This is a genomic window from Pseudarthrobacter sp. 1G09 (assembly GCF_050038305.1).
In the GTDB taxonomy this organism is placed as follows: domain Bacteria; phylum Actinomycetota; class Actinomycetes; order Actinomycetales; family Micrococcaceae; genus Arthrobacter; species Arthrobacter equi.
In genome coordinates this window covers 762,784-777,374 of record NZ_CP188306.1, presented here as the reverse complement: position 1 = coordinate 777,374, position 14,591 = coordinate 762,784, and the positions used below count along the sequence as shown (strand labels likewise).

11 protein-coding genes are annotated in these 14,591 nt (G+C 68.7%); 4 read left to right on the top strand and 7 right to left on the bottom strand.

What is annotated here, in order from left to right; translation table 11 throughout:
• The first annotated feature begins 10 nt into the window (after positions 1-10).
• Both ACP3TD_RS03660 and ACP3TD_RS03655 read left to right on the top strand, forming a co-directional pair.
• On the top strand, positions 11-931 hold the full coding sequence (locus ACP3TD_RS03660) for a cation diffusion facilitator family transporter (RefSeq protein ID WP_426765525.1): 921 nt from the start codon (positions 11-13) through the stop codon (positions 929-931).
• Between the two features lie 181 nt (positions 932-1,112).
• A complete protein-coding gene (locus tag ACP3TD_RS03655) occupies positions 1,113-2,612 on the top strand; it encodes a C40 family peptidase (RefSeq protein WP_426765523.1) in 1,500 nt (499 codons plus the stop codon).
• A 25-nt stretch (positions 2,613-2,637) separates the two neighbouring features.
• On the opposite strand, the gene ACP3TD_RS03650 is transcribed toward ACP3TD_RS03655, so the two are convergent.
• The 5 genes from ACP3TD_RS03650 to ACP3TD_RS03630 all read right to left on the bottom strand — a co-directional run bounded on the left by ACP3TD_RS03650 (position 2,638) and on the right by ACP3TD_RS03630 (position 9,794).
• The gene (locus tag ACP3TD_RS03650; RefSeq protein ID WP_426767123.1) at positions 2,638-3,435 is read right to left on the bottom strand and encodes an ABC transporter permease; all 798 of its coding nucleotides are present in this window, start codon (positions 3,433-3,435) and stop codon (positions 2,638-2,640) included.
• Positions 3,436-3,508: 73 nt separating this feature from the next.
• Complete coding sequence (locus ACP3TD_RS03645; protein ID WP_426765521.1) at positions 3,509-4,540, bottom strand: ABC transporter ATP-binding protein; 1,032 nt, start codon at positions 4,538-4,540, stop codon at positions 3,509-3,511.
• Positions 4,537-5,772, bottom strand: a complete 1,236-nt coding sequence (locus ACP3TD_RS03640; protein WP_426765519.1) for a LolA family protein — start codon at positions 5,770-5,772, stop codon at positions 4,537-4,539. Before ACP3TD_RS03640 ends, ACP3TD_RS03645 begins: the two co-directional genes overlap by 4 nt.
• A 104-nt stretch (positions 5,773-5,876) precedes the next feature.
• Complete coding sequence (locus tag ACP3TD_RS03635) at positions 5,877-8,702, bottom strand: PEP/pyruvate-binding domain-containing protein (RefSeq protein WP_426765517.1); 2,826 nt, start codon at positions 8,700-8,702, stop codon at positions 5,877-5,879.
• A 48-nt stretch (positions 8,703-8,750) separates the two neighbouring features.
• Complete coding sequence (locus ACP3TD_RS03630; protein ID WP_426765515.1) at positions 8,751-9,794, bottom strand: universal stress protein; 1,044 nt, start codon at positions 9,792-9,794, stop codon at positions 8,751-8,753.
• Between the two features lie 430 nt (positions 9,795-10,224).
• Here ACP3TD_RS03630 and ACP3TD_RS03625 point away from each other — a divergent pair, with 430 nt between their 5' ends.
• Positions 10,225-10,848 (top strand): FAD-dependent monooxygenase, encoded by a 624-nt coding sequence (locus tag ACP3TD_RS03625; RefSeq protein ID WP_426767121.1) that lies wholly within the window; start codon positions 10,225-10,227, stop codon positions 10,846-10,848.
• Between the two features lie 48 nt (positions 10,849-10,896).
• Here ACP3TD_RS03625 and ACP3TD_RS03620 read toward each other — a convergent pair whose 3' ends face one another.
• Complete coding sequence (locus ACP3TD_RS03620) at positions 10,897-11,517, bottom strand: copper resistance CopC family protein (protein WP_426765513.1); 621 nt, start codon at positions 11,515-11,517, stop codon at positions 10,897-10,899.
• 110 nt (positions 11,518-11,627) lie between these two features.
• Here ACP3TD_RS03620 and ACP3TD_RS03615 point away from each other — a divergent pair, with 110 nt between their 5' ends.
• The gene (locus tag ACP3TD_RS03615; RefSeq protein WP_426765511.1) at positions 11,628-13,073 is read left to right on the top strand and encodes an NCS2 family permease; all 1,446 of its coding nucleotides are present in this window, start codon (positions 11,628-11,630) and stop codon (positions 13,071-13,073) included.
• Positions 13,074-13,084: 11 nt separating this feature from the next.
• Here ACP3TD_RS03615 and ACP3TD_RS03610 read toward each other — a convergent pair whose 3' ends face one another.
• Entirely contained in the window at positions 13,085-14,389 is a 1,305-nt protein-coding gene (locus ACP3TD_RS03610; protein ID WP_426765509.1) for a cation:proton antiporter, read from the bottom strand.
• Positions 14,390-14,591 lie beyond the last annotated feature (202 nt).

Sequence of the window (14,591 nt, the reverse complement as noted above, 5' to 3'; positions counted from 1 at the left end):
CCTTGTAGGCATGGGACACGACCACAGCCACACGCACGGAATCACCGCCACCGGGCGGCACCGCAAACGGCTGGTGGGCGTCCTGGCGATCACGCTGAGCGTGGTACTGATCCAGGTGGCGGGCGCCTTCCTGTCCGGATCACTCGCCCTGCTGGCGGACGCAGGCCACATGCTGTCCGATGCCGCGGGCGTCACGATCGCCCTCCTGGCCGCCTGGATAGCCGGCCGGCCCGCCAGCGACCAACGGACCTACGGGTACCAGCGCGCCGAAGTCCTGGCCGCCCTGGCCAACGCGCTGATCCTGATTGTCATCTCTGTGGTGATCTTCACCGAGGCCATCCGGAGGATCGGATCCGCGCCTGAAGTCCACACCGACATCATGCTCTTCGCCGCCATCCTCGGCGCCATGGCCAACCTGGTCTCGCTGCTGATCCTCCGCGGCGCCCATCAGGAAAGCCTTAACGTCCGCGGCGCCTACCTGGAAGTCCTGGGGGATCTGCTGGGCTCCTTCGCCGTGATCATTGCGGCCGTGGTCATCATGTTCACCGGCTACCAGGCGGCCGATACGATCGCCTCGGTCATCATCGCCCTGATGATCCTGCCGCGCGCCTGGAGCCTGCTGCGGGACGTGGTGGACGTGCTGCTGGAGGCCAGCCCCAAGGGTGTGGAAGTGCAGATGATCCGCGAACACATCCTTTCCGTGGACGGCGTCACTGACGTACATGACATCCACATCTGGACCATCACCTCCGGAGTGCCGGTCTTTTCAGCCCATGTGGTGGTGGAGGACGGCGTTCTCAATGCCCGAGGCGCCGACCAGCTGCTGGACAAGCTTGTCACCTGCCTGGGTTCCCACTTTGACACCGACCACTGCACCTTCCAGCTTGAGCCGGCCAGCCACTCCGAACACGAGGAACGCCAGCACGCCTGACAACACGCCGCACAACCTGCGGCTGTAATGACACTGTTGTGATTATTGTTATTGATGTGACAGCTGTTGCTTCTGTGCAGTGGGTGACGTAGCCTCGGACTGCTGGCGAGCAGCCGAGGCGTACCTCCGTGTCACCATCAGGACCTCACTCCCAGCCCCAACTGCTGCGAGGTTCCAGTCCATGTCGAGGTTTCTGCCTGCATCGCTTTTGCCCGGGCTTCGGGCCGCGTCCTGCCGGAAAGCGGCAGTGCTGTGCGCCGCCGTCGTACTTCTTGGATCCGCAGGACTGCCAGCAGCAGCGGCCCCGGGCCCGCACCTGCCCGCCGCGCCGGTTCCGGCAGCGCCCGCCCTTCCCTCCCCTGAAGACATTGCTGCGGCGAAGGCCAGCGAGGCGGCAACAGCAGACCAGGTCGCCGCGATCGAACGCATTCTTGGGGACGCTTCGGACGCCCAGCAGGCGGCTTTTGCTGTGGCAATGCAGGCAAACAACTCCTACAGCGAAGCCCTGGTGGAGCTGCAGCAGCGGTCGGAGGCCGCGTCCGTGGCCGCCGCCCGGGCAGCAGCCGCGCAGGAGGAACAGGACAAGACCCGCAAGCAGGTGGGACAGCTGGCCGGTGACCTCTACCGGAACGGCGGCCTGAACCCAACGCTCGGGACCCTTGTCAGCGGCACCGGCGAGAGCCTGCAGCAGGCTGCAACGCTTCAGGCGCTGTCCGCCGGCCGCAGCCGCGCCTTCGAGGCGGCCGACGCTGCCGCCACCGCCTCGCAAACCCTGACGGCTGCGGCAGGAGACGCCACGAAGGCAGCGGATGAAGCGGCCCGGACCGCCGAAGCACGGAAAACCGGCGCCGAGCAGGCCAACGCCGCCCAGGCCGCGGCCGTGGCGGATGCCCGTGCCCGGCGGACCGTCCTGGTGGACCAGCTCGCGCAGCTGCGCAACACGACAGTGGAGCTCGAATCCGCCCGGGTGGACGGGCTCGAACGGCAGCGCGAGGAAGCGCGCCTGGCTGCCGTGACGGCCGCGGCCAACGCAGCGGCGGCCACCGCGAGTTCCCAAGGCAGTGACGCCCGGGCTGGTGAAACCCTAGCAAACCAGGGCGGATCAGCGGCCGCGCCCGCAGCCGTGGCTCCAGCTGCCCCGGCGCCGGCTCCTGCGGCACCGGCGCCCGCCCCCGCTGCTCCGGCTCCTGCTCCGGCTCCTGCTCCCGCTCCGGCCCCAGCCCCGGCGCCCGCACCTGCACCCGCTCCGGCCCCGGCGCCCGCCCCTCCTGCTCCTGCTCCCGCCCCAGCTCCCCCGACTACCGGCGGCGCCACCCTCGAAACAGCCATTTCTGTGGCCCTCAGCAAGGTGGGTTCGCCGTACTTCTACCAGTGGGGCGGCACGGGACCCACCGGCTTCGATTGCTCGGGGCTCGTGCAGACAGCCTTCGCTGCCGCCGGGAAGTACCTGCCGCGGACCGCCGGCCAGCAGTACGCTGCCGCTCCCGTCCATGTGCCCCTCTCGCAGGCCCGCCGCGGCGACCTCCTGGTGTGGGGCTCCGGACCGGATTTCTACCATGTGGCCATCTACCTGGGGAACGGCCAGGTGGTGCAGGCGCTCAACCCCCAGGAGGGAATCGGAGTCACCCAGCTCAGTTCCATGGCCGGGATGCAGCTGCACCCCTACGCGGCGAGGTACTGAGCACCCACGAAGGGATACCACTGCGTCAGCTGAGGACGTCCTTGGTGGTGAACCGGGCGTAAGCGAGCGCACCGAACACGGCAATGTAGCCGGCCTGCAGCAGCGCGTTGCTGCCGAGTGAATCCCAGAGGACCGGCTGCCGGAGCATGTCGCCAAAGCCCAGCCAGTAGTGGCTGAACAGCCACGGGTGCAGCCACTCCAGCTGCGGCAACTGGTCTGCTATCTGCGACACCACGGAAACCACTACCGTGGCCGCCATGGCCCCTACCGGAACCACCGTCAGCGTGGACAGGAACAGGCCGATGGCCGACAACCCGGCCAGGGACACCGCCATGTACGCCGCGATCAGCAGCATCCGCACCGCGGCCTCCGGAGGCTGGATCACATCACCGGACAGCAGGGTGACAGGCCCCACCGGGAACAGGGCGGCCCCGATCGCGGCACCGGCCAGCGCCACGGTCAGGGGCGCCACGATGCAGAACGCGAGTGCCGCCGCGTACTTGACCAGCAGCAGCCGCACGCGCCCGGCGGGAGCCACCAGCAGGTACCGCAGCGTGCCCATGTTCGCTTCGCCGGCAATGGTGTCGCCCGCCACGACGCCAACGGTAAGCGGCAGGAACAATGGCACGGAGACCAGCATGGCGGTGAAGGCAACAAACAGCCCGTTTTGCGTGATGCGGTCCAGGAATGCCGGGCCCCGGCCCGAAGGGACTCCGGAGGAGAGCCGTACGGCCACCGCGATCAGGATGGGAATTGCTGCCAGGGCCAGGAGGAGCGCCCACGTCCGCCGGCGGCCAAACAGGACCTTCAGTTCGGACTGCATCAATGAGAGCCCGGACCAGCGCGGCACGGCATCTTTCTGTGTTCGGGCCGAACCGGGGATGTCCGCCGGGATGCTACTGGGCAACGTCGAACCCCTCCCCTGTCAGTGCGACAAAACGGTCTTCCAGGCTTTCGCGTTCGACGGCGAATCCCCGGACCCGGACCCCGGCCGCCACCAGCTGCGCCACGATGTCCTCTGCAAGGATTTCCCCGGACTGGGCCTGCGGGGACCCGTCAATCCGTGCTGAGGAGGCACCGGAGGCAGGCACCAGGGCAGCCAGCAGGCTCTCCCCTCCAGGCTGGGCATCGCCGGCCTTGCAGTCCAACCCGAGGCCCGCCAGCACGTTCCGCGCCTGTCCCCCGTCCGGCGTGAGGAGGCGGACCCTGGCGCTGCCGGTCCGGCGGAGGTCGGCGAGGGAACCCTGGGCCACCAGCTTCCCGGAGCTCATGACGGCGGCATGCGTGCACATCTGGTCCACTTCGGCCAGCAGGTGGCTGGAGACGAAGACGGTGGTGCCGTTATGCGCCAGGGAGCGGACCAGGTGCCGGACTTCCCGGGTGCCCTGCGGGTCCAGCCCGTTGGTGGGCTCGTCCAGCACCAGCAGGTCCCGGTGCGAGAGCAGTGCGTTCGCAATTCCCAGGCGCTGCTTCATGCCCAGCGAATAGGCGTGCACCCGTTTGCTGGCAGCATGGGCCAGGCCCACCTGGTCGAGCGCACGCTCCACCCTCGCCCGGCGCGTTGCCGGCACCGTGTGTCGCGTGGCAGCGTCCAGCCGGTGCAGGTTCGCGGCCCCGGACAGGAAAGGGTAGAACGCCGGCCCTTCCACGAGTGCCCCCACGCGCGGCAGCACCTCGTGGAACCGGCCCGGCATTTCCATCCCCAGCAGGTTCACCGTCCCGGCTGAGGCCGACGCCAGGCCCAGCAGCATGCGGATGGTGGTGGTCTTCCCCGATCCGTTGGGCCCCAGGAAGCCGAACACGGAGCCCGGCGGCACTGCAAGGTCCACGCCGTCCACAGCCACTTGGTGGCCGAACTTCTTGGTCAGCCCATGGGTCTCAATGGTCAGCCCGTAGCTTCTTTCCGGGTCCGGAGGGCCCGGAGTCACGGGGCCGCCGAAGCAGCGGCCTGCAGCCTGTCCGGCGGAACCATACCCGCGAAAACGCGGCCGTCATCGGTGATGAGCACGTTGAGCAGCGCCGTGGACACCAGCCGCCCGCCGGGAACGACGACGGCGGCCTGGGCCAGCAACGGATCCTCCAGGAAGGAATTGGCGGCCGGTGCGCCCGCTGCCGCGGCAGGCAGCCGCAGGATGGTTCCCCAGCCCTGCCCGGTGACGGCCGGATGCTCAGGGCCCACGCCGTCGCCGGCATGGTCACCAAAGTTGTGACCGCCGTAGGTCTTCTGCCCGGGGTCAGGCACCTGCAGTTCCTTCACAGTGCTCCCCGGGGGCGGGGAGAACGTGAACAGGGAATCGTCCGGTGTGCCCAGGGACAGGGCGGTGAATCCCAGGCGGAAGGCGGGCGTTCCGGCACCGCGCGCTGTGACCTGGACAGCGAGCGGCATTCCGGTTTCGCCGTCCACAGCGATGGCCACCTGGCCCACCAGGGTGGCTTCGGACCGGGGCTCAAGCAGCAGGTTGTAGGCCGCCCGCCCGGCTACTTCCACGTCGGCTCCCACTGTCACGGCGGTGGTGGGGTCCACTTTCTCCAGCAATTGCCGGGCGAGGTCCTCCGGCGTCGGCATCATGGATTCCGACGGCGAACCGGGCTGCGCAGGGGCAGCGGGATCTTCACCCTGGGCCTGTGGCGCGGCAAGCGGCAGATCGGCGGCGCGGGCCGGCAGGGTCAGATGGGCGGCCGAGTTGTCCTTGGAGGAGTAGAACCAGACGTCGCTGTCCCGGCGGACGATATCGCGTTCGGCAAGCCTGTCCACCACCTGGATGCGGGCTTTGGCGGTGCCGTCCATGTAGACGCGGGCGGTGTGCTGTCCGGAAAGGAATTCGACCACGGACGCGGCGCCTCCTGCGGACGCGGGGTCGGAGGAAGCACCTGTGGAGGGCAGGGCGGGCAGCCCAAGGTCCGAGGACTGCTCAATGGTTCCGGAGAAGGCCTGGGTGTGGTGCGTGGCCGCCAGGGCCAGCACCTCTGCGGGCGTCTTTTGCGGGAGCGGGTCACCGGCGTTTGCGGGCAGGGTCCCTGCGAGCGCGGCGGCGGCGATCACCACCGGCACTGCAAGGGCAGGCAACCATCGCGGCCAGTTGCGGCCGCTGCGGCGGTTGCCGCGCAGTTGGAACGTTGAGTCGGTGCCCGTGGCGGATCCCGTGGTCTCGGAGCCCATAGCTCAAGGTTACGCCTGTCAGCGTCCCGCCACACGGGCTATCCGGGCCTGCTCCGGGAACGGACGCCACCGGCGCCGTACCGCGACCGAACCGGGCGGGAAAACTACGCGGGAACGATGGTTCCAGCGCCGCCGTCCACCGTAATTTCCTGCCCGGTCGAAATCCTGCCGGTGGCGTCCGGCACCCCCACTACCGCCGGGATCCCGTATTCGCGGGCCACCACGGCACCGTGCGAATTGGCGCCACCCATCTCCATCACCAGCCCGCCCGCGGTGAGGAACAGCGGGGTCCACCCGGGATCGGTGGACGGCGCCACCAGGATCTCGCCCGGTTCGAGGTGCGCCCCCACAGGGTCCAGGATGACCCTGGCAACTCCCGTGACCGTTCCGGCGGAGGCCGGGCTGCCCATCAGGGCACCTTCGGCGATGCCGCCGTCAGCCGTTTGTGCCGCCTCCGGCTCGGTCCCGTCAGAGAGCAGCACCCGGGGAATGTGCCGCCGCCCAAGCTCCCTGTCATAGTCAGCCCGGCGCTCCGCCACCAGTGCGCGCAACCGTTCCCTGGGCTGGCCAGGGCCGGTTCCGGCACCACCTCCGGCGGCCATGTCCAGGGCCTCGCTTACCTCAGCGAAGTCGAGGAAGAAGATGTCCCCAGCCTGGTCAAGGGTGCCTGCCGCCTCGAGTTCCGCCCCCACATGCTGCAGCTGCCGGCGTACCTCTGCCAGTCCCAGCACCAGGTGGTATTTGGGCAGTTCCCGGAGTCCCGCGAAAAGCCGGGCCCTGCGCAGCGCGGCGCGGACCAGGGCTTCCCGGATCCGCCCCCGGGTGCCTGCTTCGGCAGCCAGCCGTTCCACCTGGGCCTCGGCGGCTTCGGCGGCGTTGCTGAACTGGACCTCGGGTGCGAGGTCCGGGTCCTCCAGCCGGAGGTAGTTCGCCAGGACCCCCAGGATATGGGCGGGGTCGTCGGACCAGCGGGGCATGCCGACATCGATCTCGGCAACGGCGCGGTGCCCGTACCTGTCGAGGAACCGGCTGAGCCCGGCCTCCAGCCGTGGCGGAAGGCCGCCTTCCCGGTGGGCCGCTGCCAGCGCCGCCGTGCCCTTCCCTGCCAGGAATGCACGTGACCCAGGATCGTCCCGGATGGCCGCAGCCAGCCGCCAGAGCTCCAGGTCCATGTCCGTGGTGACGTTGTTGGGCAGCCCGCGGAGCACGCCCTGGAGGTCATCCCATCGGTTTCCGCCGAGCAGCTTGCCCGCCACTCCCAGCATGCCGAACCCCAGGGCCGCGAGGGGCAGGATGGCGGGAACGATGGTGAACAGCCGCCGCTGCAGGAGGCCCTCGGCATGCGCCAACCGATCCCTGGCTGAGGGCCCGCCCCCTGCTTGCGCCGTAGCCCCCAGGTCGAGTTCGAGGGCGGCTTCGAAGTCCCGGGTGAACCGGTCAAGGCGCCGGAGCGCGGCCTGCGGGCGGAAGATCCCGCGGAGGACTCCTTCGGGCACACGGGCCCGGGCTGCGGCGGGCAGGACGCGGCGCAGCAGCGGCACGGGCGTCCGCAGTGTGATAGCGAACGAGGGGTCGTCGAAGAGCCGCCGCATCACCGTCGCGGAGCGGGCTTCCATGACGTCGAACACCCGGGGAAGGATTGCCCGGCCCGCGGTGCTGCGGATGGGGGTGGTGAAGTCGATGAAGATCCGCTGCCCGGCATCGGCGTACACCGACGGCCCCTCACGGGGGTCTGTGACGGGAATTTTCGCGGTCCGTGCCACCGACGAAGCGATCTGCCGGATGGCGGCCCGGCCCATCGGAGTGATGGGCCGGGTCAGGCCCTGGGCGAGGCTGAAGCACAGGTACGCCCGGGTCCCGGGGGCACCGTCCCGGCGGCGGGGGACGGGGTACAGGGTGGTGATGGGCCGGGACTGCGTGAGCCACAGCGCGCCGCCGCGGCTGATGGCCCACTCGAGGTCCTGCGGCGTTCCGAAATGCTGCTCCGCTTTCAGGCCCAGCCGGGCCAGATCCACGGCTTGCCGGTCGGTGAGGCAGAAGCCGGTGTGGTCCGTGGCGTCCACAGTGTGGGTGCCGCCGCCCGGTACGGCGAGAACGGCGATCTTCTTGTCGCCTTGCCGCCGCTCCAGGACGCGACCGGCAGCCGGGTCCACCACAAAGTGGTCCGGATTGACTGCGCCTGACACCACGGCTTCCCCCAAGCCCGGGCTGGCATCGATGACGGCCTCGTTCCGGCAGCCCGTTATGGGGTTGGCGGTGAAAAGGACCCCGGCCGTCTCCACGTCCGCCATCCGCTGCACCACCACCGCCAGGGCCACCTCGGCAGGATCGATGCCCAGGCTTGCCCGATAGGTGGTTGCCCGGTCGGTCCACAGCGACGCCCAACAGTTCCGGACGGCTTCCAGTACCGCCGCGGCCCCAACGACATTCAAGTAGGTGTCCTGCTGCCCGGCGAAACTGGCAAAGGGCAGGTCTTCAGCGGTGGCTGACGAGCGGACGGCCACGGGCACGTCCGGCCCCATCTGCCCGTAGGCGCGTTCGACGGCGGCGCTCACCTCCGGCGGCAGCAGGGCGGACACGACGGCGGCACGGGCCTTCGCGGCCAAGGCGGGAATATCCAGTGCGGGAGTTTCCGGGGCTGCACTGTCCGGTTGGCTGAGCCCACCCTGGGCCGCCCGAAGGGCCGCATGGACGGCTGCCAGCTCCGGATTTACCGCGTCCGGCCCCCCGGTCACCAGCCGGTAAGCGTCCGTGGTGAGGCAGAAGCCTTCCGGCACAGGAAGCCCGGCGGACAGCAGTTCACCCAGGTTGGCGGCCTTGCCACCCACCTGCGCGAGCATTTCAGCGCTGAGTCGGCGCAGGTCCACCACCAGGTCCGCGCCGGACGCGGCAGCGGGCCCGCCGCCTTGGGAAGATTCCGGATGCTGCATGATCGCGCCTCCATGTGTCCGCAGCTGACGGGCCCGGCCGCGGCGGGATCAGGCGGCGTCGGCGTCGCCCAGGATGGGTCCGAACCTGGGCCTGTCGGCCAGGCGGGGATCCGCGTGGTCCGGGACCACCATGACCGGCCCCTTGGCGTGGTGCAGCACGCCGTCCGATGTGGAGCCCAGGAGCATGCCGGTGAATCCGCCGCGTCCACGGGTGCCGAGGACCACCAGTTCGACGTGCCGGCTCTCCCCCACCAGGACGTCCACGGGCGAACCGTCCTTCAGCTCGGATTCCGCGTCAAGGCCGGGATAGTGGCTGCGCAGCCAGGCCATGCCCGCGTCCAGCGTGACCTGGATTTCGGCAAACAGCGCCTTACGGTCCATGGGCGCTGGCACCCAGGCCAGCGAACCGCTGTACTGGGGAACGGCGCACACTACCCGCAGCTTTGCGCCGAGGCGTTCCGCCTGGTCCGCGGCGTCCAGGACCGCAACCCGGGCCTGCTCGGAACCGTCCACGCCCACCACCACCACGTTCTCCACGAGCTGGTGCCCGGACTTGGCCTGCTCGGCCAGGACGCGCCTGTCCTCGGTGGTTTCACCCAGCCGGTCCGAACAGATGAGGGGCACGGTGACGGTGGGGCACTTCGCGTGCGCGGGCAGGGCGCTGCTCACGGAACCCAGCAGCCGTCCCACAAAACCGCCACGGCCGCGGGTCCCGAAGACCAGGAGTTCGGCGGTTTCCGACATTTCCAGCAGCACGCCCGAGGCGTCGCCGTTCTCCACTGAGGCGCTGACATCGATGCCGTAACCCGCAACCTTCTCCATGGCCTGCTTCACGATGGCCTCCGCACCCTCCCGGATGACGGAATCGTCCACCGTGGCGTATCCGCCGTCCAGACCGGAGGCAGCAAAGATGGGCACCGAGTACGCGGTAACGATGTGCAGCGGACGACGGCGGCGCTGCGCCTCGCGCGCGGCCCACACGAGGGCGCACTGGCCATGGTCGGAGCCGTCCACGCCCACGACGATTCCTTCGGGTGCGGCGGACGTGCCACCATCCCGCGCCGGGTCCGGATGCAACTCTTGTGCGCCCATGGGGCCGCCTCCTTGCGCTACTGCCTGATGTTCCGGCCATTCTGCCAGAAAGTGGAACCCTCCCCGTGCACCCCCGGCCGCTGCCGGAACTGTGCGGGCAAGCACCGCTTCCAGTTCTCACTATTCCGCGTCCGAAGGACCATAGCAAGCCTGCTCAGGCGCGGGATCCACAGGTTATCCACAGTTTTTCCACACCCCTTGGGAAAGCGTGTTCTGCGGCTGAAGAATGTTTACGTTTTGGGCTATCCACGGCCGGATTTGTTCTGTAGTCTTCTGGACATTGTTGGTCCGGGACGCCGACAGTAACTTCCGTTCGACGGCTGCCCGGGACCACTGTGCGGCCTTGCATTTGGGGCAACGGGACCGCGCCCGCCGGCGATGACGCCAGCACCTGCAGAAATGTCGAAGGAGGGAAACAGCAGTGTCAAACGTGCCTGGAATTGCCGGAACCGAACAGACCACCACCGTGATCATTGGCACCGGGCTGTCCGGACTCGCTGTGGCGGCCGAGCTGCGCCGCAGGGGTATCGACTCCATCGTGGTTGACGGCCTGGACACCTTCGGGGCCACGCCGCCAGCGGTCACCACCTCGCTCCAGCGCATCGACACGGCGGATTCCGCGACGCTCCAGGAGCGCAACGAAATCCTGCGGCACCTCCGCAACTACGCCGCCAGCCACGACGTCGATATCCGCAGCACCCGGGCCGTGCAGCTGACCCAGGTGGACGGCAGACCGGAAAGCACAGCAAGCCCGCAGTGGGAAGTGCACACCCCCACCGGCGTGCTGTTGGCGGACCATATTGTCCTCACCCGCTGCGCGCAGAGCCAACTGCGGCGCATGATCAATGACTTTGGCATCGCTGTTGGCCGGAACCTCGCGGCAGCCATGCGTGCCATCGGCATCTACCTGGTGGGCGTGGGAGAGCTGATCACGCCGTCACCCAAGGAGGTGCTGCGCCAGGCAAAGACCGTGGGACAGGCCATCTCCGCCAAGGTCAAGCCGGACAGCCCGGCCTTCCCGGCGACGGGAAGCCTGGCCGTGCTGCCCTGCTAGCGGCCTGCAGAACGCGCCGGAAGCAGCAACCTCCCGGCAGCGGGGTTCTTACTCGCTGTCCGGTTCCTCATCGCCGCCGCCGGAAAGGCGGCGCCTGGCCAGGACCGCCAACGCAACCAGCAGGCCTACGGCCACCACGGCAAAGATGACGATGCTCCACTGGAACGGCTGCCCCGAGCTTGCCGGTTCGGCAGGCGCTGTGGCCCCGGGCTGGGCGGTGCCCGCCCCCGGTACGGCGCCGCCCGGCGTCGTACTGGCACCGCCTGTGGCTGCTCCGCCGGCCCCTTCCGCCGCCGCGGCCGCCGTGAACGTGAACGTCCCCTCGATGGGGTGGGAATCGGAGCTCACCACACGCCAGGCCACCGTGTACCCACCGGCCGGGCCGCCCGGGCGCAGCTTCTGCGACGCCACGTTGTCCACGATCTCCACCGCACCATCGGCCCATTCGGCGCCGGCGGCATCCTTGACCGAGATTGACGCCCCGATGCCCAGCGGCTTGTTGTTGAAGGTCACCGAAACCTTCCCGGGCGGCACCGGGACTGACGCGCCCTGGGCCGGGCTGCTGGATTCTGCGGCGTCGTGGGCGGCTGCCGGACCAGCCAGGCCCAGCGAGGCGGCCAGGACGGCGGCTCCCAGCAGAAGGGCGCGGAAATGGCGGAAGGGACGCATGGTGCACTGCTCCTTGTGTTGGCTTCCTTACAGACTAGGTGAAATTGGCGGCCGTCCCGCCGCCTCCCCAATAGGATGCAGGTAGCCCCACATCATTCCCCGGAGGACTAATGCTTAAGCAAGGCTCTGCCCTGGACCGGTATTTCAAGATCACCGAACGCGGTTCCAACCTCTCCCGCGAGATCCGCGGCGGGTTCGCCACCTTCTTCGCCATGAGCTACATCGTGGTGCTGAACCCCCTGATCCTGTCCGGCCCGGACTCCAGCGGCACCACGCTGGGCTTCACCGCGGTTGCTGCCGTGACCGCGCTGGTGGCAGGCATCCTCACCATCCTGATGGGGGCATGGGCACGGCATCCCTTCGCGCTGGCCACCGGCCTGGGCGTCAACGCATTCGTGGCGGTCACCGTCGCCACCAACCCTGGGCTGACGTGGCCGGACATGATGGGCCTGGTGGTGCTGTCCGGCGTGACCATGCTCATCCTGGTCCTCACGGGCTTCCGCACCGCGGTCTTCAAAGCCGTTCCGGACGGGCTCAAGACGGCGATCGTGGTGGGCATCGGCCTCTTCATCGCCCTGATCGGCCTCGTGAACGCGGGCTTCGTCCGCCGTATCCCCGACGTTGCCGGCACCACCGTCCCCGTGGGCCTGGGCTTCGACGGCAAGCTGCTTGGCTGGCCCACCGCGGTGTTCGTGTTCGGCCTGGTGCTCACCATCGCCCTGGTGGTCCGCAAGGTCAAGGGCGCCATCCTGATCGGCATCATTACCTCCACCGTGCTGGCCGTCATCCTGGAAATGACCCTGCACATCGGCCCCAGCGTGCAGCCGGACAAGCCGTTCAACCCGCAGGGCTGGTCCCTGGTTTCCCCCGCGTTCTCCGAGTGGGCCGCGCCGGACCTTTCCCTGATCGGCAAGGCCAACCCGTTCGGCGCCTTCGAGCACCTGGGCTTCGTGGCCGCCACGCTCCTGGCCTTCGTCATCCTGCTCAGCATCTTCTTCGACGCCATGGGCACCATGGTGGGCCTGGCGAACGAGGCCGGCACGGTGGACGAGCACGGCAACATTCCCGACGTCGACCGCGTCCTGCAGGTGGATGCCCTCGGCGCCATCATTGGTGGCGGCGCGTCCGTGTCCTCCAACCAGATCTACGTTGAAGCCGGCGCGGGCATCGGCGAAGGCGCCCGGACGGGCTTTGCCTCGATCGTCACCGGCCTGCTGTTCCTGGTGGCCATATTCTTCACGCCGCTGATCAACCTTGTTCCGTTCGAGGCAGTTGCCCCCGCCCTGGTGGTGGTCGGCTTCATGATGGTTTCGCAGGTAGGCAAGATCGACTGGCAGGACTGGGGCATCGCCATCCCGGCGTTCCTGACCTTCACCCTGATGCCCTTCACCTACTCGATCGCCAACGGCCTGGGTGCCGGCTTCATCAGCTTCGTGCTGATCCGGACCGTGCAGGGCAAGGCCAAGGAAATCCATCCCCTGATGTGGGCCGTGGCCGCAGCGTTCCTGCTGTTCTTCGCCATCGGTCCCATCGAGGCCGCCCTGGGCATGCACTAGCCCACCGGCCCTCAGACCGGCGTGTTGGGTGCCAGCCCTTCGTCGCCGGACACCGCACGGGCTTTCTTTTCCCGCAACCGGTCAAGCCGGTTCATCAGGGGCGAAGTGGTGGCGCCATGGATCACGATGGACATGGCCACCACCAGCCCAATGAAGCCCCACAGCCATTCCGCCTGCCCCGGGAAACTGCCCTTCCCGAGCGCGTAGGACAGGTAATACAGCGAACCGATTCCGCGGATGCCGAAGAAGGACAGGGCAATCCTTTCCCGGGGGCCGGTCTTCCCGCGCAGCAGGCTCAGCCAGCCCGCCAGCGGGCGGACCAGCAGCAGGAAAGCCAACGCCGCGAGCACCTCGGCCAGGCCCATACCGGACAGGAGTCCGCGGGCGATGGCCCCGCCCAGCAGGACCAGGATGACCACCGTCATGAGGCGCTCCAGCTGCTCCACGTATGAGTGCAGGACGCGGTGGTAGCCGTGCGTCCGTTCGGCGGCCCTGATGGTCACTGCGCAAACAAAGACGGCGATGAACCCGTAGCCCTCCACCATTTCGGTCAGCCCGTACGCCAGCAAAGTGGCGGCCAGGGCAACGAAACCCTCCGAGTGGTTGGACAGCCGCAGGCTTTCCTTCCGGGCTGAAAAGAAGAGGCGGGCCAGCAGCTTTCCGGTCAGGAACCCCGCCAGCAGGCCGATGGCCAGCCTCCACAGCACGTCCAGCCCGAACCATTGGGGAAACCACGCCGCCGGGTCCGCGCCGGCGACGCTGATGGCGATGGCGAGATAGACGAAAGGGAAGGCGAGGCCGTCGTTCAGCCCGGCCTCCGAGGTCAGGCCGAACCGCACCTCGTCCTCCTTTCCGGTGCCCTCCTCGTCGTCAGCCGGCTCCCCCACCTGCACTTCCGAAGCCAGCACCGGATCAGTGGGTGCCAGGCCAGCGGCCACGAGCAGCGCAGTTCCCAGGCCGAGCCCCAGGAACCACAGCCCCAGCAGCGTGAGCGCCACGATGCACAGTGGCATGGCAATGCCCAGGAGCCGCCACGTGGTTGACCATCCGCTGCGTCCCACGGGCCGGTCCAGGGCGAGCCCGGCACCCATCAGCGAAACGATCACGCAGATTTCCGAAAGGTGCAGGACAAACTCGCCGTGCGCTACGGGATCCGGGCTGGGCAGGGTGGGGATCAGGGCGAACGCCGCCATCCCGGCACCGAGGAAAACCATCGGCATGGAAAACGGCATGTTTCGCAGCAGCTTGGGCAGCACCGCGGCAACGAATACCGCCACTCCGGCTGCCGCGAAAAGGATGTCGGGGGCTTCAAACACGTGCAGTTCTCCGGCTGTTCGTGCGCCGGGCGGGCGCAGGCAACGTGGTGCGTCCCGGAAAGGGGATGCTCCACTTTAGCCCCTGCTGCCGGAGCGCCCTGTTTTCCACGCACCATACTTTCTGCCCCTGCCTGCACAGGCAGGCTTCTCGCATTCCAGACAGGACGACGGCGGTCCTGCTCGCTTTCGCGGCGGCCATGCG

What these genes read in the sequence shown, in the direction of transcription:
- ACP3TD_RS03660 (WP_426765525.1), top strand. Translation starts at nt 11, where the DNA reads ATGGGACACGACCACAGCCACACGCACGGAATCACCGCCACCGGGCGG.
- ACP3TD_RS03655 (WP_426765523.1), top strand. Translation starts at nt 1,113, where the DNA reads ATGTCGAGGTTTCTGCCTGCATCGCTTTTGCCCGGGCTTCGGGCCGCG.
- ACP3TD_RS03650 (WP_426767123.1), bottom strand. Translation starts at nt 3,435, where the DNA reads ATGCAGTCCGAACTGAAGGTCCTGTTTGGCCGCCGGCGGACGTGGGCG.
- ACP3TD_RS03640 (WP_426765519.1), bottom strand. Translation starts at nt 5,772, where the DNA reads ATGGGCTCCGAGACCACGGGATCCGCCACGGGCACCGACTCAACGTTC.
- ACP3TD_RS03635 (WP_426765517.1), bottom strand. Translation starts at nt 8,702, where the DNA reads ATGCAGCATCCGGAATCTTCCCAAGGCGGCGGGCCCGCTGCCGCGTCC.
- ACP3TD_RS03630 (WP_426765515.1), bottom strand. Translation starts at nt 9,794, where the DNA reads ATGGGCGCACAAGAGTTGCATCCGGACCCGGCGCGGGATGGTGGCACG.
- ACP3TD_RS03620 (WP_426765513.1), bottom strand. Translation starts at nt 11,517, where the DNA reads ATGCGTCCCTTCCGCCATTTCCGCGCCCTTCTGCTGGGAGCCGCCGTC.
- ACP3TD_RS03615 (WP_426765511.1), top strand. Translation starts at nt 11,628, where the DNA reads ATGCTTAAGCAAGGCTCTGCCCTGGACCGGTATTTCAAGATCACCGAA.